This is a genomic window from Pseudomonas sp. NPDC078700 (assembly GCF_044542375.1).
Classification (GTDB): Bacteria; Pseudomonadota; Gammaproteobacteria; order Pseudomonadales; family Pseudomonadaceae; genus Aquipseudomonas.
Window position 1 is genome coordinate 268,524 of the sequence record NZ_JBITUI010000004.1, and the last position, 22,622, is coordinate 291,145.

At 55.9% G+C, this 22,622-nt stretch carries 22 protein-coding genes and 1 other RNA gene; 9 read left to right on the plus strand and 14 right to left on the minus strand.

Annotation, left to right across the window (positions count from 1 at the left end; genetic code table 11):
• Positions 1 to 116: 116 nt before the first annotated feature.
• On the plus strand, positions 117 to 1,040 hold the full coding sequence (locus ACIGCM_RS15360; protein ID WP_397502953.1) for an SPFH domain-containing protein: 924 nt from the start codon (positions 117 to 119) through the stop codon (positions 1,038 to 1,040).
• Positions 1,040 to 1,489, plus strand: a complete 450-nt coding sequence (locus tag ACIGCM_RS15365) for an NfeD family protein (RefSeq protein WP_397502954.1) — start codon at positions 1,040 to 1,042, stop codon at positions 1,487 to 1,489. Before ACIGCM_RS15360 ends, ACIGCM_RS15365 begins: the two co-directional genes overlap by 1 nt.
• A gap of 40 nt (positions 1,490 to 1,529) precedes the next feature.
• Here the strand turns inward: ACIGCM_RS15365 and gcvP are convergent, their stop codons facing one another.
• From gcvP to ACIGCM_RS15415, 10 genes are all read right to left on the minus strand, one after another.
• On the minus strand, positions 1,530 to 4,406 hold the full coding sequence (gene gcvP, locus ACIGCM_RS15370; protein WP_397503313.1) for an aminomethyl-transferring glycine dehydrogenase: 2,877 nt from the start codon (positions 4,404 to 4,406) through the stop codon (positions 1,530 to 1,532).
• A 170-nt stretch (positions 4,407 to 4,576) separates the two neighbouring features.
• Positions 4,577 to 4,960: a glycine cleavage system protein GcvH gene (gene gcvH / locus ACIGCM_RS15375; RefSeq protein WP_397502955.1), complete on the minus strand. Its 384-nt coding sequence runs from the start codon at positions 4,958 to 4,960 to the stop codon at positions 4,577 to 4,579.
• A 139-nt stretch (positions 4,961 to 5,099) separates the two neighbouring features.
• Complete coding sequence (gene gcvT / locus ACIGCM_RS15380) at positions 5,100 to 6,182, minus strand: glycine cleavage system aminomethyltransferase GcvT (protein ID WP_397502956.1); 1,083 nt, start codon at positions 6,180 to 6,182, stop codon at positions 5,100 to 5,102.
• Positions 6,183 to 6,397: 215 nt separating this feature from the next.
• The gene (locus tag ACIGCM_RS15385; protein ID WP_397502957.1) at positions 6,398 to 8,017 is read right to left on the minus strand and encodes an ABC transporter permease; all 1,620 of its coding nucleotides are present in this window, start codon (positions 8,015 to 8,017) and stop codon (positions 6,398 to 6,400) included.
• 77 nt (positions 8,018 to 8,094) lie between these two features.
• Positions 8,095 to 9,096, minus strand: a complete 1,002-nt coding sequence (locus tag ACIGCM_RS15390) for an extracellular solute-binding protein (protein WP_397502958.1) — start codon at positions 9,094 to 9,096, stop codon at positions 8,095 to 8,097.
• 145 nt (positions 9,097 to 9,241) lie between these two features.
• Positions 9,242 to 10,462, minus strand: coding sequence for a 2-octaprenyl-3-methyl-6-methoxy-1,4-benzoquinol hydroxylase (locus ACIGCM_RS15395; protein WP_397502959.1), 1,221 nt, complete (start codon positions 10,460 to 10,462; stop codon positions 9,242 to 9,244).
• A gap of 9 nt (positions 10,463 to 10,471) precedes the next feature.
• The gene (locus ACIGCM_RS15400) at positions 10,472 to 10,960 is read right to left on the minus strand and encodes a DUF4442 domain-containing protein (protein ID WP_397502960.1); all 489 of its coding nucleotides are present in this window, start codon (positions 10,958 to 10,960) and stop codon (positions 10,472 to 10,474) included.
• Positions 10,957 to 12,156 carry a 2-octaprenyl-6-methoxyphenyl hydroxylase gene (gene ubiH / locus ACIGCM_RS15405; protein ID WP_397502961.1) on the minus strand — a complete coding sequence of 400 codons (1,200 nt, stop codon included), beginning with the start codon at positions 12,154 to 12,156 and terminating at the stop codon, positions 10,957 to 10,959. Before ubiH ends, ACIGCM_RS15400 begins: the two co-directional genes overlap by 4 nt.
• On the minus strand, positions 12,149 to 13,480 hold the full coding sequence (gene pepP, locus ACIGCM_RS15410; protein WP_397502962.1) for a Xaa-Pro aminopeptidase: 1,332 nt from the start codon (positions 13,478 to 13,480) through the stop codon (positions 12,149 to 12,151). The genes ubiH and pepP overlap by 8 nt, the downstream gene beginning before the upstream one ends.
• 32 nt (positions 13,481 to 13,512) lie before the next feature.
• A complete protein-coding gene (locus tag ACIGCM_RS15415; RefSeq protein WP_397502963.1) occupies positions 13,513 to 14,067 on the minus strand; it encodes a YecA family protein in 555 nt (184 codons plus the stop codon).
• 296 nt (positions 14,068 to 14,363) lie between these two features.
• On the opposite strand from ACIGCM_RS15415, the gene ACIGCM_RS15420 reads away from it, so the two are divergent.
• The 4 genes from ACIGCM_RS15420 (at position 14,364) to ACIGCM_RS15435 (ending at position 15,746) form a co-directional block, all read left to right on the plus strand.
• On the plus strand, positions 14,364 to 14,573 hold the full coding sequence (locus ACIGCM_RS15420; protein WP_397502964.1) for a TIGR02449 family protein: 210 nt from the start codon (positions 14,364 to 14,366) through the stop codon (positions 14,571 to 14,573).
• Complete coding sequence (locus ACIGCM_RS15425; RefSeq protein WP_397502965.1) at positions 14,570 to 14,884, plus strand: cell division protein ZapA; 315 nt, start codon at positions 14,570 to 14,572, stop codon at positions 14,882 to 14,884. Before ACIGCM_RS15420 ends, ACIGCM_RS15425 begins: the two co-directional genes overlap by 4 nt.
• A gap of 31 nt (positions 14,885 to 14,915) precedes the next feature.
• Positions 14,916 to 15,094, plus strand: a non-coding RNA gene (gene ssrS, locus ACIGCM_RS15430) — 6S RNA.
• Positions 15,095 to 15,149: 55 nt separating this feature from the next.
• On the plus strand, positions 15,150 to 15,746 hold the full coding sequence (locus ACIGCM_RS15435; protein ID WP_397502966.1) for a 5-formyltetrahydrofolate cyclo-ligase: 597 nt from the start codon (positions 15,150 to 15,152) through the stop codon (positions 15,744 to 15,746).
• 43 nt (positions 15,747 to 15,789) lie between these two features.
• Here the strand turns inward: ACIGCM_RS15435 and ACIGCM_RS15440 are convergent, their stop codons facing one another.
• Entirely contained in the window at positions 15,790 to 15,921 is a 132-nt protein-coding gene (locus ACIGCM_RS15440; RefSeq protein ID WP_397502967.1) for a hypothetical protein, read from the minus strand.
• A 225-nt stretch (positions 15,922 to 16,146) separates the two neighbouring features.
• Between ACIGCM_RS15440 and ACIGCM_RS15445 the strand changes: the two genes are divergently transcribed.
• Positions 16,147 to 16,596, plus strand: coding sequence for an EVE domain-containing protein (locus ACIGCM_RS15445; protein ID WP_397502968.1), 450 nt, complete (start codon positions 16,147 to 16,149; stop codon positions 16,594 to 16,596).
• A gap of 26 nt (positions 16,597 to 16,622) precedes the next feature.
• A complete protein-coding gene (locus ACIGCM_RS15450; RefSeq protein ID WP_397502969.1) occupies positions 16,623 to 18,464 on the plus strand; it encodes a diguanylate cyclase in 1,842 nt (613 codons plus the stop codon).
• A gap of 23 nt (positions 18,465 to 18,487) precedes the next feature.
• On the opposite strand, the gene ACIGCM_RS15455 is transcribed toward ACIGCM_RS15450, so the two are convergent.
• Positions 18,488 to 18,865 (minus strand): flagellar basal body-associated protein FliL, encoded by a 378-nt coding sequence (locus ACIGCM_RS15455; protein WP_397503314.1) that lies wholly within the window; start codon positions 18,863 to 18,865, stop codon positions 18,488 to 18,490.
• A gap of 194 nt (positions 18,866 to 19,059) precedes the next feature.
• Here ACIGCM_RS15455 and ACIGCM_RS15460 point away from each other — a divergent pair, with 194 nt between their 5' ends.
• Positions 19,060 to 20,037, plus strand: a complete 978-nt coding sequence (locus tag ACIGCM_RS15460; RefSeq protein ID WP_397502970.1) for an NADPH:quinone oxidoreductase family protein — start codon at positions 19,060 to 19,062, stop codon at positions 20,035 to 20,037.
• A 63-nt stretch (positions 20,038 to 20,100) separates the two neighbouring features.
• On the opposite strand, the gene ACIGCM_RS15465 is transcribed toward ACIGCM_RS15460, so the two are convergent.
• The gene (locus ACIGCM_RS15465) at positions 20,101 to 21,069 is read right to left on the minus strand and encodes a CDP-6-deoxy-delta-3,4-glucoseen reductase (RefSeq protein WP_397502971.1); all 969 of its coding nucleotides are present in this window, start codon (positions 21,067 to 21,069) and stop codon (positions 20,101 to 20,103) included.
• A 25-nt stretch (positions 21,070 to 21,094) separates the two neighbouring features.
• The gene (ubiD, locus tag ACIGCM_RS15470) at positions 21,095 to 22,561 is read right to left on the minus strand and encodes a 4-hydroxy-3-polyprenylbenzoate decarboxylase (protein ID WP_397502972.1); all 1,467 of its coding nucleotides are present in this window, start codon (positions 22,559 to 22,561) and stop codon (positions 21,095 to 21,097) included.
• Positions 22,562 to 22,622: the final 61 nt, after the last annotated feature.

The window sequence follows — 22,622 nt, forward strand, 5'->3', positions numbered from 1 at the left end:
CCAGAAGATTTTTTGGGGTTGCCATGCCGCTGCTGAGAGCCACTTGGCGACATTAAAAACTCAACCGTGCTTAGATGAGCGGCTCACAACGCCAAACCAGTTTAAGGATGGATCATATGGAAATCGGCAGCGTCATCTTTCTTTTTGTCGGCCTCGCAGTCGCCATCGTATTCATGGGCTTCAAGGTTGTGCCGCAAGGTTCACAATGGACGGTTGAACGCTTCGGTCGCTATACCAACACCCTGAAGCCGGGGTTGAACATCATTGTGCCGCTGGTTGACCGCATTGGCCGCAAGCTCAGCGTGATGGAAACCGTGCTCGATATTCCGCCGCAAGAAGTGATCAGCGCCGACAACGCCATCGTGCAAATCGATGCAGTGTGTTTCTCGCAGGTGATCAACGCCGCGCAAGCCGCTTATGAGGTCAACAACCTCGACCATGCTATCCGCAATTTGGTGATGACCAACATCCGTACGGTGCTGGGTTCGCTGGAACTCGATGCAATGCTCAGCCAGCGTGACGCAATCAACGAGCGCCTGTTGCGCACCGTCGATGAAGCCACAGCGCCTTGGGGTATCAAGATCACCCGCATCGAGATTAAAGACATTACCCCGCCTGCCGATTTGGTCAACGCCATGGCCAGTCAGATGAAAGCCGAGCGTTTGAAGCGTGCGCAGATCCTCGAAGCTGAGGGTTCGCGTTCAGCGGCGATCCTGACCGCCGAAGGTAAAAAACAGGCGCAGATCCTGGAAGCTGAAGGTGAACGTCAGGCGGCTTTTCTCGAAGCGGAAGCCCGTGAGCGAGCGGCCGCTGCCGAGGCCGAAGCAACGCGAATGGTGTCCGAGGCCATCGCCAACGGTAATGTTCAGGCTGTTAACTATTTCGTTGCGCAAAAATATGTCGATGCCTTAGGCAAACTGGCCAGTGCCGATAACAGTAAAGTGGTGTTAATGCCGCTTGAAGCCAGCCAGATCATCGGCTCGGTCGGCGGTATTGGCGAAATCATCAAAGCCACGTTCGGCGACAAGCAGGCTCAGTAATGCTCAATTTTCTGCAACACCTGACATTCTGGGACTGGTTAGCGCTTGGCACCCTGCTGTTGATCCTAGAAGTCTTCGGCGCTGGCGGTTACCTGTTGTGGATTGGCGTTGCCGCGGCAGCGGTGGGAGTCATCACCTATGTCATTCCAGACCTGCCGTGGGCACTGCAATTTGTATTGTTCGCCGTGCTCTCAGTGTTGACTGCCGTGCTGTGGTGGCAACGCCAACGCACGGCGGCAAATACCTCTGATCAGCCAGGTTTGAATGACCGTGGCAGCGAGTTACTTGGCCGTCAGTTCACCCTGCATGAAGCCATCAACAGTGGTCGCGGCAAAATCAAAGCCGGCGACACCCTATGGCTGGTCAGCGGCCCCGACCTGCCAGCGGGCAGTACGGTGCGGGTCACAGGCCAAAACGGCGTCCTATTGTTGGTTGAACCCAGCCCGTAACCCGTTCGTAGCGCCCGCCACGGCGCTCCAAACTTACCGGTTATTCACGGTAGGCATCTAATGGCACACAAGCGCAAAACAGATTCCGGTCGCCATACACATTGTCGACGCGATTCACCGCTGGCCAATATTTGTGCGCGCGCGTGTGCTCACTCGGCGTCACGGCCTGGGCGATGCTGTAAGGCCGCTCCCAGATTCCAACCATATCCGCCAGCGTGTGCGGTGCACGACCTAGCGGGTTGTCGTCCTCTGGCCAGTCACCGTTGTGCACCTTGGCGATTTCCGCACGAATGCACAGCATGGCCTCGATAAAGCGATCCAACTCGTGCTTGGATTCACTCTCTGTCGGCTCAATCATCAGCGTGCCGGGCACCGGAAATGACATGGTTGGCGCATGGAAACCATAGTCGATCAGACGCTTGGCAACGTCTTCCTCACTGACGCCGGTCTGCGCTTTGAGTGGGCGTAAATCAATAATGCATTCATGGGCGACGCGGCCATTACGGCCGCTGAATAGTATGGGGAATGCATCTTTGAGTTGATGCGCCAGGTAGTTCGCGCTGAGTATCGCCACCTCAGTGGCGTCGGTTAATTGCGGGCCCATCATGGCGATGTACATCCAACTGATCGGCAAAATACTTGCACTGCCCCAAGGCGCCGCAGACACCGCCGTATTTTCAGGATTAGGGCCTTTGAGCTCTATCACCGGGTGATTGGCGACAAAGGGCGCTAAATGCGCGCGAACACCGATAGGGCCCATACCAGGGCCACCGCCGCCATGTGGAATACAAAAGGTTTTGTGCAGATTCATGTGTGAAACATCAGCACCGATATCCGCCGGACGCGCCAGCCCAACCTGGGCGTTGAGGTTGGCTCCGTCCATATAGACCTGGCCGCCCTGGGCATGGATGACTTCGCAAATTTCAACAATGCCCTCCTCGTAGACACCGTGGGTTGAAGGATAAGTCGCCATCAAACAGGCCAGCTGATCACCCGCTTCGGTCGCCTTGAGCTTGAGGTCGCCAAGATCGACGTTGCCTTCAGCGTCGCACTCTACAATCACCACACGCATGCTGGCCATCTGCGCTGACGCGGGATTGGTGCCGTGGGCCGACGCCGGAATCAGACAGATATTGCGCTGCGTATCACCCCGGCTTTGGTGATATTTACTGATCGCCAATAAGCCTGCGTATTCGCCTTGGGCACCCGAGTTGGGCTGCATGCAGATCGCATCAAAGCCGGTAATAGCGCGCAACCACTCTTCCAGTTCATTGATCATCAAGGCATAGCCCTGTGCCTGGTCGAGAGGGGCAAAGGGGTGCAGATTGGCAAACTCAGGCCACGTGATCGGGATCATCTCGCTGGTTGCATTGAGCTTCATGGTGCACGAGCCCAGCGCAATCATCGCCTGATTGAGCGCCAGGTCTTTGTTCTCAAGCTGCTTGATATACCGCAGCATTTCGGTTTCGCTGTGGTGGGTGTTGAACACCGGATGCGTCAGATAGCTTGAGCTGCGCTGCAGGTTAGCTGGAATGCCTTCGGCGACCTCTCCGGCATCGAGCGCTTCAACACTCAAACCATGATCAGCGCCTAAAAACAGCGCAAACAAACGCTCAACGGTGTGCTCATCACAGCTCTCATCAAGGCTGACGCCCAACTTGCCGCGGCCCAATATGCGCAGGTTGATCCGGGCTTCATGGGCCGACTCAATAATCGCCGTCTGACTGCCGCCAACGTCCAAGGTCAAGGTGTCAAAAAAGTGCTGGTTATCGCGCGTTATGCCTTTGCTTTTCAGGCCTGCGGCCAAAATTGAAGTGAGCCGGTGGATGCGCTGAGCAATGCTCTTAAGTCCTTGTGGGCCGTGATACACCGCATAGAAACTGGCGATGTTTGCCAGCAAGACCTGTGCGGTGCAGATGTTCGAATTGGCTTTCTCACGGCGAATATGCTGCTCACGCGTTTGCAGCGCCATACGTAAGGCCATGTTGCCACGCGCGTCTTTGGAGACGCCGATAATGCGCCCGGGCATGGCTCGCTTGAAGGCATCGCGCGTGGCAAAAAACGCAGCGTGGGGGCCGCCGTAGCCCATGGGTACGCCAAAGCGCTGGGCCGAGCCCAACACCACATCGGCACCCAACTCACCGGGCGGGGTCAGCAACAACAAACTCATCAGGTCCGCCGCGACGCAGGCCAGCGCCTGCTGGGCATGTAGTTGGCTGATTAATGGCTGCAGGTCGCGGATCTCGCCGTGGGTATCCGGGTATTGCAGCAGCGCACCGAATACCTGGTGCTCACCGAGAGTCGCGACATCAGCAATGATCAGCTCAAAGCCAAAGCCTTCGGCACGGGTCTGCACCACAGATATAGTCTGGGGGTGGCAGTTGTGATCAACAAAGAACAGATTGCTTTTGGACTTGGCAACCCGCTTGGCCAGCGCCATGGCTTCAGCCGCCGCCGTGGCTTCATCCAGTAACGATGCACTGGCCAGTTCAAGTCCGGTCAGGTCGATGGTTAACTGCTGAAAATTCAGCAGGGCTTCAAGACGGCCTTGGGCGATTTCAGGCTGATACGGCGTGTACGCGGTATACCAGCCTGGATTTTCCAGCACATTGCGCACTATTACCGTTGGTGTAAGGGTGCCGTGATAGCCCATGCCGATCAGGCTGGTCCATACCTGATTTTGCTCGGCATAGCCACGTAACTTGGTCAACGCCGCTTGCTCATCTAGGGCAGCAGGCAATGCCAAGGGGCCATTCAAGCGGATCGAAGGCGGCACAGTCTGCTCAATTAACGCAGCCCGGCTAGCCACCTGGAGTACGGCCAACATGGCTTGCTGCTCGGCGGCATCAGGACCGATGTGGCGTCGTAGAAATGCATCTGGCTGCTTGAGTTGCGACAAAGACGGCATTGCAGGCATGTTGAGAACCTCTAGAAATAACAAGACCTCGCCACTGCGCACATCTGAATCATCCAAGCAGATGTTCAAACGCTACAGGACGAGGCCTTATTAGCTTAGAAAACTCTCAACTATCTGCACGCATTTATCTCTATCAAGGTTTAAACCCTGAGCATGATGCGGCAGATTTTTTAGGCGTCAGCCGCAGCCTTATAGGCATCTGCGTCGAGCAGTTTGTCCAACTCGCTTACATCGCTTGGCTGAAGCTTGAAGAACCAGTTGGCGTAAGGATCAGTGTTGACGTTTTCCGGGCTGTCAGCCAAGGAATCATTAATCGCGATCACTTCGCCGCCAATCGGTGCGTAGATATCCGATGCCGCTTTTACCGACTCAACCACACCCGCTTCCTGACCGGCAGCCAGGGTTTTGCCGACTTCGGGCAGCTCGATGAAGACAACATCGCCCAAGGCTTCTTGAGCGTGGTCAGAAATGCCCACGGTTACACTGCCGTCGGCTTCTAGACGAGCCCATTCGTGGCTGGAGGCGTAACGCAGATCGGCGGGGATATTACTCATGTCGGATTCCTCATAAGGCATGACGGCGACCGCGCCGTCAGGAAAATTTAGCAGGGCTTGGCAATTTCGACAGCTTTCAGCCAAACCGTTGGTCATGCAAAATAGCGCCGAAGGAAATTTCAGCGCTGCTCAATACTGATTAAATCAATGCTTTGCCATGGCGGACGAAGGCCGGTTTGACCACTCGAACCGGATACCACTTACCGCGAATCTCAACTTCGGCACGTTCACAGGTTGCAACGGGCAAACGCGCCAGGGCAATCGACTTGTTGAGGGTCGGGGAAAAACTTCCGCTGGTGATTTCACCCTCACCGACGCCATCAACACGTACCACTTGGTGAGCACGCAATACACCGCGCTCCTCCAAGACCAAACCAACCAGTTTTGTCGGAACACCTTGCTGCAACTGCTGCTGCAAGGCATTACGCCCGACAAAATCACGATTAGCAGGCTCCCACGCTACACTCCAAGCCAAGTTCGAGGCTAGAGGGGTAACACTTTCATCCATGTCCTGGCCGTACAGGTTCATCCCCGCCTCAAGACGCAGGGTGTCACGGGCCCCCAAACCAATTGGCGAGATCCCTGCACCGACCAGGTCATTGAAAAACGCTACGGCCTGATCGCTGGGTAACATGATCTCCAAACCATCTTCGCCGGTATAACCCGAGCGCGCGATAAACCAGTCACCTTCAGGCAGGCCCTGAAAAGGTACCAACTCCTGAATCAGCGCAGCGCAGGCCTGACTGACTTGCTCACAGGTTTTTTCACGGGCATGGGGGCCCTGAATCGCAAACATCGCAAGGTCGCTGCGCTCGATCAACTGCACGGCAAAATGCTCGGCTTGCTGGTTCATCCAGGCCAGATCCTTGTCACGCGTTGCGGCATTAACCACCACCCGGTAACCAAAATCGGTGCGGTAGACCATGAGGTCATCGACTACACCGCCTTCGGTGTTGAGCATGCTGCTATAGAGTGCCCGGCCCGGGCCCTGCAAACGCTCAACGTCATTGGCCAGCAAGCGCTGCATGTATATTTTTGCCTGGTCGCCGTGAACATCCACCACGGTCATGTGTGAGACATCAAACACGCCACAATCTCGGCGTACCTCATGATGCTCTTCAACTTGCGAACCGTAATGCAGCGGCATATCCCAGCCACCGAAGTCGACCATCTTGGCACCCAAAGCAAGGTGCAAGTCATAAAGAGGTGTGCGCTGCCCCATGGGGTTCTCCTTCCGGGCTTTGGCAAAACTGCAGCACTGTTTGCGAGCCCACACGACAAGGTGTGGTGCCGACATGCAAACACCCATTCTAATGAGGTTGGCTGCAGCGAATGGCGTGCATTGTATCCACAAGGTGCGAGCAGGTCATCTTGACCGTGTATATCAGCCAGTCGGGCGGGCGGCCTAACTGACCGCGACCACCTGTAATAGCCTAATCATCCGCCGCGAGACTGAGCAGAACGACGAATCAAACCGACCACTGGTAGCAAGCCTACCGCGACCAATGTCAGCGCTGGCAATGCCGCGCGTGCCCACTCACCTTCACTGGTCATCTCAAAAATTCGCACCGCTAAAGTGTCCCAACCGAACGGGCGCATCAACAGCGTAGCGGGCATTTCCTTGAGTACATCAACAAATACCAACAGCGCCGCAGATAACGCACCTGGCAATAACAAAGGTAGGTAAACCCGGAAGAACAGCCTCACCCCGCCAACACCCAAACTACGCGATGCCTCGGGCAATGAAGGTCGAATACGCCCCAGGCTGTTTTCCAGTGGCCCGTAAGCCACCGCCATAAAGCGAATGAGATAGGCCAAGACCAACGCGGCCAAACTGCCTAACAGCATCGGTTTACCTGCTCCGCCAAGAAGCTTTGAAAGCGGGATCACCAGTTCATTGTCGAGGTAACTAAACGCCAGCATGATCACCACCGCCAACATCGAGCCCGGCAAGGCATAACCCAAGTTGGCCAGACTTACCGTTGAGCGCATCAGCCGAGTGGGGGTCAAACGACGGGCAAAGGCCAGCAGTAGAGCGACGCTCACAGTCACCAAGGCTGCCAAGGAGCCGAGATAGAGCGTATGCAGGATCAACCCCGTGTAACGCTCATCAAGATCAAAGCGCCCGCGCTGCCAGAACCAAACCAACAACTGCAGCAGCGGAATCACAAACGCACAGGCAAAGACCAACAAGCACCATCCGCTTGCAGCCAAAGCCTTGATCCCTGTAAGGCGATACAGCGCTTCTCTTCGCGGGCGCTCATTGGTGGGGCGTACTGCACCGCGCGCACGGCGCTCGCCATAGAGCACCAGCATCACCATCAGCAATAGCAAACTGGCCAGTTGGGTGGCACTGGTCAAGCTGTAGAAACCGTACCAAGTCTTATAAATTGCCGTGGTAAAGGTATCGAAATTAAACACCGAAACGGCGCCAAAATCGGCCAGGGTTTCCATGATCGCCAGCGCCAAGCCAGCACCAATTGCCGGACGCGCCATCGGCAAGGCCACCCGCCAGAATGCCCGCCATGGACTATGCCCAAGCACTCGCGCCGCCTCCATCAAGCCCTTACCCTGTGCGAGGAAGGCGTTACGTGCCAGCAGGTAAACGTAGGGATAAAACACCAGCACCAGAACGATAATCACACCGCCGGTGGAGCGCACACGCGCAATGCGTAAGTCATTGCCAAACCACTCACGAAGCAGGGTTTGTACCGGCCCTGAAAAATCCAGCAGGCCGACAAAAACAAAAGCCAAAACATACGCAGGAATTGCAAACGGCAGCATCAACGCCCAGTCCAACCAGCGCCGCCCCGGAAACTCACACAAGCTGGTTAACCAGGCCAGGCTCACGCCCAAAACGGTGACCCCTATCGCCACGCCGACCACCAGCACCACAGTGTTGCTGATCAGCCGTGGCAGTTGCGTTTGCCACAGGTGCGACCAGATTTCGCGGTCAATTTCATGCCAACTGAGCAGCATCACTGTCAGCGGCAACAGCACCAACAGGGCAATCACAAAGGTTATGGGATACCAGCGAAACTGGGCAGGATGGGTCACGGAACAACCTTAAATCAGAAAGAACAACGCCCCGGACTGTGCCGGGGCGTCGAGCAATCGCCTTACTGAAACCTCAATTAGTTCCAGCCTGCACGGTCCATCAACATAATGGCTTGGGCTTGACGCTTACCGGCAACTTCAACCGGAATCGCATCCGCTTTGAACGGCCCCCACGCCTGAACCTCTTCAGATGCGGCGACTTTCGGGTTCGCCGGGAACTCCTGGTTCAGGCCAGCGAACAAGCCCTGAGCCTCTTCAGACGTCATCCACTCCAGCAACTTTTGGGCGGCCTCTGCATGGGGGGCATTCTTGGTGATACCAGCCCCCGCAAGGTTGACGTGTACGCCGCGGTCTTGCTGATTTGGCCAGAACGGTTTGACCTTCAACTCTGGGTTGGTCTTGTGCAGGCGACCGTAGTAATAGGTATTGGTAATACCGACATCACACTGACCCGCATCAATGGCCTGCAGCAGTGCGGTGTCATCAGGGAATACATCAGTGGCCAGGTTAGCGACCCAACCTTTGATGATTTCTTCGGTTTTCTTCTCGCCGTGGGTTTCAATCAGCGTTGCAGTCAGTGACTGGTTGTACACCTTCTTGCTGGTGCGCAGGCATAGGCGACCTTCCCAGTTTTTGTCGGCCAGGGCTTCGTAGGTCGACAATTCACTCGGTTTGACCCGATCGGTTGAGTAGAAGATGGTCCGAGCGCGCAGCGACAAACCGGTCCAGCTGTCGGTGCTGGAGCGATACTGAGCAGGGATATTGGCGTCGATGATCGCTGACTTAAAGGGTTGCAGCACCCCGGCTTGCTCGGCTTGCCATAAGTTGCCCGCATCCACGGTGATCAACATGTCGGCTGGGGTGTTAGCGCCTTCAGCTTTAAGCCGCGCAATCAGCGGCGCTTCCTTATCGGTGATGAACTTAATCGGCACACCGGTTTTGGCAGTGTATGCATCAAACACAGGCTTGATCAGCTCGTCGATCCGCGAAGAGTAAACCACCACTTCATCGGCGGCTTGAGCGCCCCCAGCTAAAGCTGTCAGGGTGAACGCGGCGAGTAATCGCTTGCTTGGCTGCATGGGCGTTGCCTCTTGGTCATGTCGTTAAGTTATTGCGCAAATGATATTGAATAGCATTTAGCATCTCAACAAACGACTGCCCAGCAGATGTTACGGCGCATTACTCAGCTACAGCCGCCCAGTACGGGCGGGCTTTACAAGCACGTCAGGGTTTGGCCAGGGTTGGCAGGTCGCCACTTAAACCCAGGGCCTGGCGCATAAATAACGCCTTCGCTTCGGGTAAACCATCCACCCAGTTGAGCCCGGCGTTGCGCAGCCAGCGCACGGGTAACGGGTCAGCCTGGAACAAACGCTCAAAGCCTTCCATCGCGGCCATCATGGCAAGATTGTGTGGCATCCGTCGGCGCTCATAACGGCTTAGGACGCGCTCATCGGCAGGCGACTCACCACGAGCCAGAGCATGCAGCAACACATCGGCCAACACGGCGGCATCGAGAAAGCCGAGGTTAACGCCTTGCCCGGCCAGCGGATGAATGCTGTGCGCGGCATCACCGATCAGCGCCAAACCTTGCTCCACATAACGCTTGGCATGCCGCTGGCGCAGCGGGATAGCGACCCGACGATCGCAGTGCAACACCGCACCCAAGCGCTGTTCGAAGGCTTTGCTCAGTTCAATGCAAAACTGCGCGTCATCCAAAGCCATCAGACGTTCGACCTCAGCAGGCACTGCCGACCAAACAATCGAAGACCAATGCTCATCTGGCTTATCAGAGGCCAAAGGCAGAAATGCCAGCGGACCATCATCGGTGAAACGTTGCCATGCTGTGGCTTGATGCGGTTTTTCAGTGCGCACGCTGGTGACGATGGCGTGATGCAGGTAATCCCATTCGCGCGTCGCGCTGCCGACTAAACGGCGCACCGCAGAGTTCGCGCCATCTGCGGCTATCAACAAGGGGGCGCGCAGTTCACGACCATCCTCAAGCGTCAGCAACCACTCATGACCAGAGCGGCGCAGCTGCTCCAACTTGGCATTAGCCAAGAGGCCGATCTCACTTTCATGCAACTGCTCGAGCAGCGCATCTTGGACCACGCGGTTCTCGACGATATGGCCAAGGGATTCAGCGTGGACACTTGCCGCACTGAAATGAATATTGCCGGTGCCAGCACCATCCCAAACATGCATGTCGCGATAGGCACTGCTGCGGCGCGCCTCGATACCCGGCCACACATTGAGGCGCTCAAGCACCCGCTGACTGGCCATGGACAATGCACTGACACGCGCCTCAAACGGCGCATGTGCATCGAATGGTTCAAGGCTCATCGGGCTGCCGTCGACGACCAGAATTTCCAGGCCACTCGACTGCATCGCCAGAGCCAGCGTACTGCCAACCATGCCGGCACCGACAATGATCATATCCGCATGCATATTCATTCCTTAAGCAGCCTTTCTGGCGCGAGGCTTGAGCCGCACGTACAAGGTTTTGTCCACCTTGGCGACCAAAGTGCCTGCTCCGTCACGCACCTCAACCTGCAACACGGGCAAGTACTTATCACCGCTTGCAGTGCGCGCACGAATGTCTTCAAGCAGGCCATCATCAATGCTGAACTCAGCAAATACCGGACCTTTGCCCGGCGCAATAAAATCGATATTCGCCGCTTTATCCCAAACGATGTACTCCCTGCCGAGGTTTTCCATCAGCATCAGCATATAGAAGGGATCTGTCATCGAATACAAACTGCCACCAAACTGGGTGCCGACGTAGTTACGGTTATACCAGCCCAACCCCATCTTCACCTGAACATGTTTGAAGTCAGCCCCGATAGCCCGCACACGAATGCCCGCACCCAGATACGGTGGATAGAAATTCAAGGCCCAGCGCAGAAAACGCGCCTTGCGCGCTAGCTTTTTCGGATTTGGGCTCATGATTGTGATCGCGTACCGATACCCATGGCCTGACGGGCAAACCAGCGTTTAGCCGGTGGCAACAGGTCCAGCCCAAGCAGGCCTAGATTACGACCGGCCACACGCAAAGGCTCGCCAGAACTGAACAGCCGCGTCACTTGGTCGGAGAAGCCCACGGTTAACTGCTGATCAAGCTGCTGACTGCGCAGATAGCCCTGCAAGGTGGTGAAATCACCCAAGGGCGCTGCGCTGCCAAGCAGGCAATCAGCCAAAGCAATGGTGTCACGCAAGGACAGGTTGTAGCCCTGCCCGGCAATGGGGTGCAGGCTGTGTGCGGCATTGCCAAGCACAACAAGGTGCGGACGAATTTGCTCTTGCGCTTCCACCAGCGCCAGCGGATACAAATGCCGCTCGCCAACCTGAGTGATTGCACCAAGGCGATAACCAAAGGCCGACTGCAACTCAGCAATAAAGGCAGCGTCAGGCAAATTCAGCAAACGCTCTGCATCAGCGGTCTCCCGAGTCCAGACCAGCGCACTGCGATTGCCTGCCAGCGGCAACATCGCCATTGGGCCGTCATCGGTGAAACGTTCAAATGCTTGCCCTTCATGGGCATCACGAGTACTCACATTGGCAATCAAAGCACTCTGGTCATAGGGGGTCTGCTTGACGTTGATGCCCAGTTGCTCGCGCAAACCGGAGCGCCCCCCCTCGGCCAGAATGGCCAGGTCGCAATCGAGTATCGAGTCATCTTGCAGGGTGAGCCGGTAACCATCACCCAGCGCGTCCAGGCGGGTAACTTGCGCTGGACTGCGCCAGCTCACAACCGACTGATCAAGCGCTTGCCACAGGCACTCGCCGATCCAGGCGTTCTCAACCACGTAGCCCAGTGCAGGTACACCCTCATCCTTGGCATTCAAGCGGGCAGCGGCAAAGCGCCCACGGTCAGACACATGGATGTGTTGAATCGGCTCAGCATGCCGGGCAATCTGCTGCCAGATACCCAAACGCTGATAGATTTGCTGCGATCCAAATGACAGCGCGGTGGAGCGGGCGTCATAACTGGGCTGATAACCCGAACCCGGCGTAAAGGGTTCAATCAGGCAAATCTGCCAGCCGCGCGCTTTCGCAGCACCTTGCAACGCCAGGGCCAAGCTTGCGCCGACCAGGCCGCCGCCAATAATTGCCAGCTCGACGCGCTGCGTTGGCTCAGGCAACTTGGTGCGCGCCAGCCATCAGCGCCTCGATTTCAGCGACTGTTTTAGGCACGCCTGTGGTGAGGATTTCACAGCCTGACTTGGTGACAACGACGTCATCTTCAATACGCACGCCGATACCACGCCATTTTTTCGCGACCTGTTGATTGTCCGGCGAAATGTAGATGCCTGGCTCGACCGTCATTGCCATGCCAACCTCCAGCACACGCCATTCGCCGCCGACTTTGTAGTCGCCAACATCGTGCACATCCATGCCCAGCCAGTGACCGGCACGGTGCATGTAGAAAGCTTTGTAGGCTTCGCTGGCGATCAACTCATCAACATCGCCTTCCAGTAACCCCAGCTCAACCAAGCCTGCAGTAATCACTTGAACGGTGGCTTCGTGCGCCTGATTCCAGTGTTTACCTGGACCAATCTCCAGGAATGCGGCTTCCTGTGAAGCCAGCACTAACTCGTAGATGGCCTTTTGCTCAGGAGAGAACTTGCCATTAGCCGGAAATGTGCGGGTGATATCGCTGGCGTAGCAGTCGATCTCACAACCCGCATCAATCAGCACCAGATCGCCGTCCTTCAACGGCGCATCGTTCTCGTGGTAGTGCAAAATACAGGCATTCTTGCCTGTCGCGACGATAGAACCGTAGGCCGGCATTTTTGCCCCACCCTTGCGGAACTCGTAATCCAGTTCGGCTTCGAGGTGAAACTCAAATAAACCTGGGCGACTGACGCGCATGGCCTGCACATGAGCCCGTGACGAGATCTGCGCCGCTTCGCGCATCACCTTGACCTCATTTGCGCTCTTATACAGGCGCATGTCATGAAGCAAGTGATTAAGCGCGACAAACTCATTGGGCGGCTGGGCACCCTGGCGCGCTTTAGAACGGATCACATTGATCCAGTCCATCAAGTGACGGTCAAATTCTTGATTGGTACCCATCGAGTAATAAACCCGCTCTCGGCCCTCAATCAACCCCGGCAGGATGTCGTCGATATCACCGATTGGGAATGCGTCATCCGCGCCAAAACGGCTTACCGCACCGTCCTGGCCAGCGCGCAGGCCATCCCACAATTCACGCTCAGGATCACGCTCGCGGCAGAACAATACATACTCGCCGTGCTCGCGCCCGGGGATCAGCGCGATAACCGCCTCAGGCTCAGGAAAACCTGAAAGGTATTGGAAGTCGCTGTCCTGACGGAAGATGTGTTCGACGTCACGGTTACGGATATAAACCGGCGCAGCAGGCAAAATTGCGATGCTGTTGGGTTCCATCTGCGCCATCAGCGCCTTGCGCCGACGGGCATATTCCGACTTTGGGATGCTGATCATGGCTGACGGATTCCGCTAGTTGAGGCTTAAATTCAATGCAGCGACGGCTTCGGTGCTGGCGCTTCAGGTTTGGCAAACTCGCTAAATAACAGTAACGGCGCTACACGCAGGTATTCCATGACTTCCATATAGTCATTTTCACCGTCCTCGGATTCTTCCAAGGCGTTCTGTACCTGGGCGATTGCCGACAGGTCTTGCAACACTTCCATCGCTTCGGTGCTCAGTGCGGTATCACCGGCGACCAAACCAAAGCCGCCAAGGAAACCCTGACACCATTGACCCAGCGCAGCAGCACGTTCACTGAGCGGCGCCTCATCCGATGGCAGCAACAAAACCACGGTGACTTCGCTACCGGTCAGTTCGGTTTTAACCATTTCTTGCAGGCCAATCAGCGCCTGTCGGACGTTATCAACGGGGGCCGCACCGAGCAACTCAGCGGCATCGACCAGCCAGCTGTCGACCTCGAAGCCCGCGCCCGCACAACTGCGGCCCAGCAGCAAGCCTTGCAGCTCGGCAGGCGAAATAGAAAAGCCGTTGCTCGACAGCAACGCGGAGAATGCAGAATAAGGGGAGCTAGAAGTTGGCATAGATTACTAGGCGCTAGACAGCGCAATCACTAGAATAGAGGCTTAGTATCCTAGCATTGGCAGGTACACCAAGACCATCAACGCTACGCTGAGTCGGCGATCAAATTGCTGATTAGCGTAATCAAGGTGCTTGCCTGATGAGTGTTGCAACAGTTGGCCATGCCCCTCAGGATGTCCAGCCGGTCATATATTGGCACGTGCGGTTTGACCCCGAACGGCATCACGCCTATATCCTAGGGTTACGAAAACGCTTATGCAGACTTACCCCCGATCAATCTTTGCCTTAGCGAGACCCAATGGAAGACGCCGATCTGCAAGCCCTGATGAGCAAACTGGAACTCCTTGTCCAGCGCGTCGAACAGCTCAAGGCTCAGAACCGAGTACTGATTGCACACGAGCAAACGTGGCGCGAGGAGCGCGCTCATCTGATTGAAAAGAACGAATTGGCCCGGCATAAGGTCGAATCAATGATTTCGCGCCTTAAAGCCCTGGAGCAGGACTCATGACACAGTCGAATACCGTAAACGTTCAGATCCTCGATAAAGAGTATTGCATCAACTGTCCGCAGGACGAACGCGCCAATTTAGAGGGCGCTGCGCGCTACCTGGATGCCAAAATGCGCGAGATTCGCAGCAGCGGCAAAGTCATTGGTGCCGACCGTGTAGCGGTGATGGCCGCACTGAATATCACCCACGAATTGCTGCATAAGCAAAACGACCTGGATCAGCAGACCTCATCGACCCGCGAGCACGTACGCGACTTGTTACAACGGGTCGATAATGCGCTCGCTGATGACGTTGGTGGCCAACCGGGCTGATCAACGCGAAGCTTTCAGGTATACTCGCTCCTGCTCCCTGGAGTGTGCGCCAGTTGGTCATGTCCCTGAGCCGATACGCACAACCCCGGGGGTTGCAAGTTGGGGCCGGTGTGCATGTCCGCTCGACGGAAAGCCTGAACGCCTCCTTCAACCTCCACCTTGAACTTTCGGGTTCAAGGGCTACACCGACAGCGGCACGTCGGGGAGTCACTATTTCGACGCTTGTTGCCAGCCTTGGCGCCAAGCGATCTAGCAGACGTTACTCATGCTCGATCCAGCCCTTCTCAGCCGCAAACAATTGCGCCGCACATTACGTCAGGCTCGCCGCGCGCTCTCACCTGCAGCACAACGCCGTGCTGCACAGGGCCTATACAGACAACTTGCCCAGCACCCGGTATTCCGCCGCGCCAAACACATTGCCCTGTATTTACCCAATGATGGTGAGATTGACCCGCACTTACTGTTGCGTGCGGCACAGCGACGCGGCAAAGCGACCTACCTGCCAGTGCTCAATGCCTGGCCACGAAGCAAAATGGTGTTTCAGCGCATCCGGCCGACGGATGTACTGCGCCCTAACCGTTTTGGCATTGCCGAGCCACGGGCTAATCCTGCGCGCCAACGTAAAGTCTGGGCCCTGGATTTAATTTTGCTACCGCTGGTCGGCTTTGACCGCGAGGGTGGACGCCTCGGGATGGGTGGTGGCTTCTATGATCGCAGCCTGGCTTACCGAGCACGGCGCAAGAATTGTCACAAGCCGACACTTCTGGGTCTTGCACATGAATGCCAGCAGGTCAAAAAGCTGGCCATGGCCAGTTGGGATGTGCCGCTGAACGCGACTGTCACGGATCAAGGCTGGCACTAGAGTCAAGTTGCGCCGCATCCTGCAGCGCCGTTCGATACCGAGACTACGACTGCTGCGACTCACTCACGGAAGTATCAGCCTGACGGTCCCAAAGACTCTGGGTATACCCCGTTGTCACCACGCCCAAACCAAACAGAATCACTAACACCCACAACAAATCTGGTTTACGTCTCATTGAATGCCTCCCCCTTTGAGGCAATCTGCGCACGGTGTATCCGGCGGCATTTTTATATAAATCACTACGAAAGGCTAAAACCCACAAAAGCGCTGGCATTGTCTGCTTGTGTTGAGCGCTCGGCAATTGCAAGTGCCCAACGGTCAACTGTTGGACAGTTCCTGCAATTTGCCTCTGTGCAGGTATCCTTATGGACCTAAGGACACAATTGATGGAGCAAAGTTCATGCCTAATTGGCTAATGAAATCCGAACCCGATGAATTTTCAATTCATGACCTGCAGCGCTTAACGGTTGCACGCTGGGATGGGGTGCGTAATTATCAGGCACGCAACTTTATGCGTAGTATGAAAACCGGAGACTTGATGTTTTTCTATCACTCAAGTTGCCCAGAGCCCGGTATTGCCGGGATCGCCCGCATCAGTCGCGAAGCCTATCCTGATCCGACTGCACTGGATAAAAAAAGCCATTACTTCGATGCTAAAGCCACTGCAGAGAAGAACCCATGGAGTGCAGTTGATGTCGAATTCGTAGAAGCCTTCAAACAGGTGATTAGCCTCAGTGACCTGAAGGCACAGCATGCACTGCTGGAGTTGCCCCTTGTACAAAAAGGCAGCCGCCTGTCGGTAATGCCAGTATCGGAAAGCCACTGGCAAGCAATTCTCCAAATGCGTTAACCCACAATAACAACGGACTCAGCTATATGGCGCAACGCCTGCCACAGACATGGATAGCTCGAATTGCTTTAGCCGTACTTCTGATCGGGCTGTATTTTGCCAGCCTGACCATTTGGCGGCAGATGGTTCAGGACCAACAGCAATCCATCGCTGAGCGGGTTAGTTTCCAAGCCAAAGACCTTGCCAGACGATTGCAAAGCAGCCTGCACGATCAGGTTGACGACCTGTACCGCATTGCCCAACTCTGGAGCCATCGCGGGCGCATTCCGAGGGATGAATGGCAGCTTGAAAGTCAGTATTCCCTGGAGCACTTCAAAGCTTACCAATCCATTCAGTGGCTCGGCCCTGATTTGCACATGCGCTGGGTCATGCCCATTACCGGCAATGAAGCGGCGCTCAGCTTTGTACTCAAGCCCGAACACCCTAACTATTCAGTGGCCATGCGCGCACGAAACACTGGCACCTCGCAATTTTCCAATAGTTTTGCCTTAGTCCAGGGCGGACGCGGCTTTGTCCTGTACACCCCGCTGTATATCAATAATGACCAAGGCCAGCGGGTCTTCGATGGCTTTTTGCAAGGCGTATTCAAAGTCGAGCAACTGATGGACCAACTGCTATCAGAAGTTGATCGTGATTACTTCAGCGCCTACCTGTTGGAAAACGACACGCCGATTTACAGCCGCGAGCAACCCAACACCAAGAGTAAATTCGAACAGGTCATTGCCCTGCACCTGCTCAACAACCAAAGTTTCGCGATCACCCTGAAACCCAGCCAAAAGCTACTCGATGAGCTGAGCACCCCCCTGCCAAGCGTTGTTCTGATGGCCAGCTTGATCATCAGTACATTGTTGGTCGCGGCTTTGGCTCTGGCCTTGCAAAGCCATCAACGGGCCAACGACTTACAAAGCAGCAATAAACGCCTGAATAAAGAAATATCTCAACGTGAGTATGTTGAAAATGTGCTCATTGAAAGCCGCGAGCGCTTGCAGCTCGTGATCGACATGACTGATGCAAGCCGAGACGGCTTGTTTATCGTCAATCCGCATAGCCGCGAAATCCTCTATATAAATCGCGCCACCTATCGCTCGCTAGGCTACAGCGCGGAAGAGTTCACCGGATTATTCAAAGAGAACCCCGAGCGCGTACTGCCTAATTTCGCCAATTGGCTCAGTGAGGTGCGCAAATCCCAAGAAGAAAACACCTCGCAAATGACCCAGCACCTGCTGCGCAGGCGCGACGGCAGCCTGCAGCCGGCGGAAATCAGCGCCCAGCTCGTGGTGATCAATGAGCACGAATATTTAATCTGTGTATCGCGCGATAACAGTGAACGCCTGAAATTTGAGGCGCAACTGCAAACCTTGTCGCAACAAGATGGCTTAACCGGGCTGTTCAACCGGCGCTATTTTGACAGTCAATTGGCGAGCGAATGGCGACGCATGCAGCGAACGGGCTCGCCCTTGACCTTGATGATGCTCGATATTGACTACTTCAAAGCCTATAACGATCAGCGCGGGCACCTGGCCGGCGATGATGCCTTACGCCATGTCGCCAAGATCATGAACAACAGCCTGCAACGTGAAGGCGACTCAGCCTACCGTTATGGCGGAGAAGAGTTCGCGATTATCCTGGCCAATACTGATGCCGAGGGCGCCAGCCACATTGCCGCCCAACTTCATCAGCAGCTGGATGAGGCGCGGATAAAACATCTCAGCAGCCCATTTGGCAGACTGACCCTGAGCATTGGCATTGCCAGCACCGCCGCTGGCAACGAAGACCTGCCTGACAGCCTTATAGAGCGCAGCGACCAGGCGCTCTACCAAGCCAAGCACGAAGGGCGTAATCGCACCTGCATAGCCCGTCCGGCATAAGCCGCTTAGCGAAACTATCTGGGCTATTGCTGCAAGATAAGGTTATTGAACAGCAAGTCTTCGACTAAGGGCTCACCCTCCTCCTGAGTCAGCACCTGCTGGACTTGCTTCAAGGCTTCTTCACGCAATTTTTCTTTGGCTTCAGGCGCGCTCAAGCCCTCTTCGGTTTGCTGAGAAAACAGCATCACCAGTTGATTGCGTATCAAAGGTTCATGATGCGTGACTTTGGCCTCAGCCTCCGGCCCGGCAACCCGCAGCGAAACATCCGCCTTGTAAAACTTCAACTTGGGCCCTGAACCAAAGTTACCCACAAGCGCCGGCGTCAGGTTTATATAGGCAACTTTCGGCGTTGCGGCCTCGCCTTCGGCTTCAGCTTCTTCGGCCATGGCATGCAGGGGCATGGACAAGGCAATCAATAATGCGAGTATGACTTTCACAGGACTCAATCTCCGTATCGGTTGCGCCAAGCATAGCGACTACAACGCCAGCCCCCAAGCACAATGCTTATGCTGCACCATTACAGGCAGCCATGCTTGTTGACCCGACTTACCAGCACTCTACACTGCGCCTCATAACTTGAATAAGGATGCGCCCGATGAAAGCCGTGTTATGCAAAGCCTTTGGCCCAGCGCAAACGCTGGTTGTAGAAGAAACCGCTAACCCTGAAGCGAAGAAAAACGAAGTGGTTATCGACGTTCACTGTGCTGGCGTCAACTTCCCTGACACGCTGATCATCGAAGGCAAATACCAGTTCAAGCCACCCTTCCCGTTCTCTCCGGGTGGTGAGGCCTCCGGCGTTGTCAGCGCTGTTGGAGAAAAAGTCAGCCACCTCAAGGTCGGTGATCGGGTCATGGCACTGACCGGCTGGGGCAGCTTTGCCGAGCAGGTCGCAGTGCCCAGCTACAACGTCATGCCAGTCCCCAAGTCGATGGATTTTCCCAGCGCAGCTGCGTTCGGCATGACCTATGGCACGTCGATGCACGCGCTCAAACAGCGCGCCAATATCCAGCCGGGTGAAACCTTGCTGGTTCTCGGTGCATCAGGTGGCGTCGGCCTGGCAGCGGTTGAGATCGGCAAGGCAATGGGCGCCAAGGTCATTGCCGCTGCCAGTAGCGCTGAAAAACTTGCAGTGGCTAAGGCGGCCGGCGCGGATGAGCTGATCAACTACAGCGAAAGCAATCTCAAAGAAGAAGTTAAACGTATTACCGGCGGGCAAGGCGCAGACGTGATCTACGATCCGGTCGGCGGTGATCTGTTTGACCTGGCCGTGCGCAGCATTGCCTGGAATGGTCGCTTGCTGGTGGTGGGCTTTGCCAGCGGCCGTATCCCCGAAGTAGCGGTTAACCTAATGCTGCTCAAAGGTGCATCGGTGGTCGGCGTATTCTGGGGCTCATTCGCCCAGCGTCAGCCGCAGGACAATCTGGCCAACTTCCAGCAACTTTTCGCCTGGCACACTGAAGGTAAGCTCAAGCCACTGGTTTCCGAAACATTCCCACTGGAGAAAGCTGCCGACGCAATTGACCTGCTCGGCCAGCGCAAGGCTGTGGGTAAAGTCGTGGTTCAGGTCCGCTAATGACTCGCGCAGCCTTGGGCTCAAAGCCGAGGCTGCGCGTGCTAACACATCAGTGCAGCGCCACTAGTCACGTGGTGCGTAAGCAAACACATCAGCGCGCATCTGGTGCGCGTCCATACCCGCCTCAACGAGCGCATCGAGTGTGCCGTAAACCATCGGTGGCGACCCGCTAGCATAGACGTGCAGCGATTTAAGATCGCTAAAATCCTCGCTGACTGCCTCATGCAACAAGCCACACCGCCCCTGCCAACCACACTGATCACTGACCACCTTGTGCAGGGTCAGATTTTCCAGTCGCTGCCAGTCGGCCCAATGCGGCAAATCATAGAAGTCATCCGGGCTACGAGCCCCCCAGTACAAATGCACCGGGTATTTGAAGCCCGTTTCGCGACAATGCTCAATTAAGCTGTGCATCTGCGCCATACCGGTGCCTGCGGCGATCAACACCAAAGGCCCTTCAGGCAGCTCGGCCAAATGGGTATCACCAAATGGCAGTTGCACGCGCACAAAGTCTTGCTGCTGCAACTGCCGGATCAGCGCCAGAGTGCTCTCGTCACGGGCCAAAATATGTAATTCAAGGTCTCGCCCTGCATGGGGCGCTGAAGCCAGCGAGAAGGCCGCAAAGTCATCTTCCGCACGCTGCAAGAGTAAATACTGACCCGCATGATAACGCGGCAATTTGCCCGCAGGCGCACGCAGGCAGAGGCGATAAACATCGCCCCCGACCTCTTCACAGCTAACCACCTGACATGACAATTGGCGCACAGGCAACTCGCCCGGTGCCAGCACACCATCCCAATGCAGTATGCAATCCTCCAGCGGCTCGGCCAGACAGGTGAACAGCTCGCCGTGATCAATCTCCGCGCCACTCTGACTAACCCGGCCTTCAACTAACAACGCCGCACAGATATGGCAGTTGCCGTTGCGACAGCTTTGCGGACAATCAAACCCCTGACGCCGTGCAGCATCAAGAATACGTTCACCTGGCAGCACTTCAACTTCAGCACCCGAAGGTTGCAAGATGACTTTCATAACGCCTTCCAACTCAAGAGCAGCATCAATCGATCCCTAACTCAGCCCACATCTCATCAACCTTACGCTTGACGGCATCATCCTGAACAATTGCCCGACCCCATTCGCGGGTGGTTTCGCCCGGCCACTTATTGGTTGCATCAAGGCCCATTTTTGAACCCAGGCCAGAAACTGGCGAGGCAAAGTCGAGGTAATCAATCGGGGTATTCTCGATCATCACGGTGTCACGCGCCGGATCCATACGCGTGGTGATCGCCCAGATCACATCATTCCAATCACGCGCATTGACGTCATCGTCAGTAACGATGACAAACTTGGTGTACATAAACTGCCGCAGGAAGGACCAGACGCCGAGCATCACGCGCTTGGCGTGACCTGGATACTGCTTCTTCATGGTCACCACCGCCATGCGATAGGAGCATCCTTCTGGCGGCAGGTAGAAATCAGTTATTTCCGGAAACTGCTTTTGCAGAATCGGTACAAAGACTTCATTGAGCGCCACACCTAAAATCGCGGGCTCATCCGGTGGACGGCCAGTGTAGGTGCTGTGATAAATCGGCTTCTGCCGACGCGTAATACGCTCAACCGTAAAGACCGGAAAGCTGTCCACTTCGTTGTAGTAGCCGGTGTGGTCGCCATAGGGGCCTTCATCGGCCATCTCACCCGGATGAATCACCCCTTCGAGGACGATTTCAGCACTGGCTGGCACCTGCAGGTCACTGCCTCGGGCTTTGATCAGCTCGGTTTTGTTACCCCGCAGCAAACCCGCAAAAGCATACTCAGACAAGCTGTCTGGCACGGGTGTGACTGCACCTAGAATCGTCGCCGGGTCAGCGCCCAAGGCGACCGCCACCGGATAAGGACGATCAGGGTACTTCTGGCACCACTCGCGGAAATCCAAGGCACCACCGCGGTGGCTGAGCCAGCGCATGATGACTTTATTGCGACCAATCACCTGCTGACGGTAAATTCCCAGGTTCTGCCGCTCTTTATTCGGCCCCTTGGTAATGGTCAGCCCCCACGTGATCAGCGGGCCGACATCACCAGGCCAGCAGGTTTGCACTGGCAACTTGGTCAAGTCGACATCGTCGCCCTCCTCAATCACCTCCTGACAAGGTGCGTCCTTCAGCACCTTGGGGGCCATAGACAACACTTTGCGGTAAATCGGCAGCTTGTCCCAGGCATCTTTCAGGCCTTTAGGCGGCTCAGGTTCCTTGAGGAACGCCAACAGCTTGCCAATTTCACGCAGCTCACTGACCGCTTCTGCGCCCATGCCCAAGGCCACACGCTGCGGCGTGCCAAACAAATTGCCGAGCACTGGCATATCAAACCCAGTCGGATTCTCGAACAGCAACGCAGGCCCTGCCTTGCGCAGAGTACGGTCACAAATTTCAGTCATCTCCAGCACCGGAGAAACCGGGGTTTGGATACGCTTGAGTTCGCCGCGCTTTTCCAAGCCGCTGATAAAGTCGCGCAGGTCGCGATACTGCATGCAGGAGCCTCGTGTCAGGCAGAGCCATCGAAGCGTAAAGTTTAACGCCCCGCTCGGTTAT

What these genes read in the sequence shown, in the direction of transcription:
- ACIGCM_RS15360 (WP_397502953.1), top strand. Translation starts at nt 117, where the DNA reads ATGGAAATCGGCAGCGTCATCTTTCTTTTTGTCGGCCTCGCAGTCGCC.
- ACIGCM_RS15365 (WP_397502954.1), top strand. Translation starts at nt 1,040, where the DNA reads ATGCTCAATTTTCTGCAACACCTGACATTCTGGGACTGGTTAGCGCTT.
- gcvP (WP_397503313.1), bottom strand. Translation starts at nt 4,406, where the DNA reads ATGCCTGCAATGCCGTCTTTGTCGCAACTCAAGCAGCCAGATGCATTT.
- gcvH (WP_397502955.1), bottom strand. Translation starts at nt 4,960, where the DNA reads ATGAGTAATATCCCCGCCGATCTGCGTTACGCCTCCAGCCACGAATGG.
- gcvT (WP_397502956.1), bottom strand. Translation starts at nt 6,182, where the DNA reads ATGGGGCAGCGCACACCTCTTTATGACTTGCACCTTGCTTTGGGTGCC.
- ACIGCM_RS15390 (WP_397502958.1), bottom strand. Translation starts at nt 9,096, where the DNA reads ATGCAGCCAAGCAAGCGATTACTCGCCGCGTTCACCCTGACAGCTTTA.
- ACIGCM_RS15395 (WP_397502959.1), bottom strand. Translation starts at nt 10,462, where the DNA reads ATGCATGCGGATATGATCATTGTCGGTGCCGGCATGGTTGGCAGTACG.
- ACIGCM_RS15400 (WP_397502960.1), bottom strand. Translation starts at nt 10,960, where the DNA reads ATGAGCCCAAATCCGAAAAAGCTAGCGCGCAAGGCGCGTTTTCTGCGC.
- pepP (WP_397502962.1), bottom strand. Translation starts at nt 13,480, where the DNA reads ATGATCAGCATCCCAAAGTCGGAATATGCCCGTCGGCGCAAGGCGCTG.
- ACIGCM_RS15415 (WP_397502963.1), bottom strand. Translation starts at nt 14,067, where the DNA reads ATGCCAACTTCTAGCTCCCCTTATTCTGCATTCTCCGCGTTGCTGTCG.
- ACIGCM_RS15420 (WP_397502964.1), top strand. Translation starts at nt 14,364, where the DNA reads ATGGAAGACGCCGATCTGCAAGCCCTGATGAGCAAACTGGAACTCCTT.
- ACIGCM_RS15425 (WP_397502965.1), top strand. Translation starts at nt 14,570, where the DNA reads ATGACACAGTCGAATACCGTAAACGTTCAGATCCTCGATAAAGAGTAT.
- ACIGCM_RS15435 (WP_397502966.1), top strand. Translation starts at nt 15,150, where the DNA reads ATGCTCGATCCAGCCCTTCTCAGCCGCAAACAATTGCGCCGCACATTA.
- ACIGCM_RS15440 (WP_397502967.1), bottom strand. Translation starts at nt 15,921, where the DNA reads ATGAGACGTAAACCAGATTTGTTGTGGGTGTTAGTGATTCTGTTTGGT.
- ACIGCM_RS15445 (WP_397502968.1), top strand. Translation starts at nt 16,147, where the DNA reads ATGCCTAATTGGCTAATGAAATCCGAACCCGATGAATTTTCAATTCAT.
- ACIGCM_RS15450 (WP_397502969.1), top strand. Translation starts at nt 16,623, where the DNA reads ATGGCGCAACGCCTGCCACAGACATGGATAGCTCGAATTGCTTTAGCC.
- ACIGCM_RS15455 (WP_397503314.1), bottom strand. Translation starts at nt 18,865, where the DNA reads ATGCCCCTGCATGCCATGGCCGAAGAAGCTGAAGCCGAAGGCGAGGCC.
- ACIGCM_RS15460 (WP_397502970.1), top strand. Translation starts at nt 19,060, where the DNA reads ATGAAAGCCGTGTTATGCAAAGCCTTTGGCCCAGCGCAAACGCTGGTT.
- ACIGCM_RS15465 (WP_397502971.1), bottom strand. Translation starts at nt 21,069, where the DNA reads ATGAAAGTCATCTTGCAACCTTCGGGTGCTGAAGTTGAAGTGCTGCCA.
- ubiD (WP_397502972.1), bottom strand. Translation starts at nt 22,561, where the DNA reads ATGCAGTATCGCGACCTGCGCGACTTTATCAGCGGCTTGGAAAAGCGC.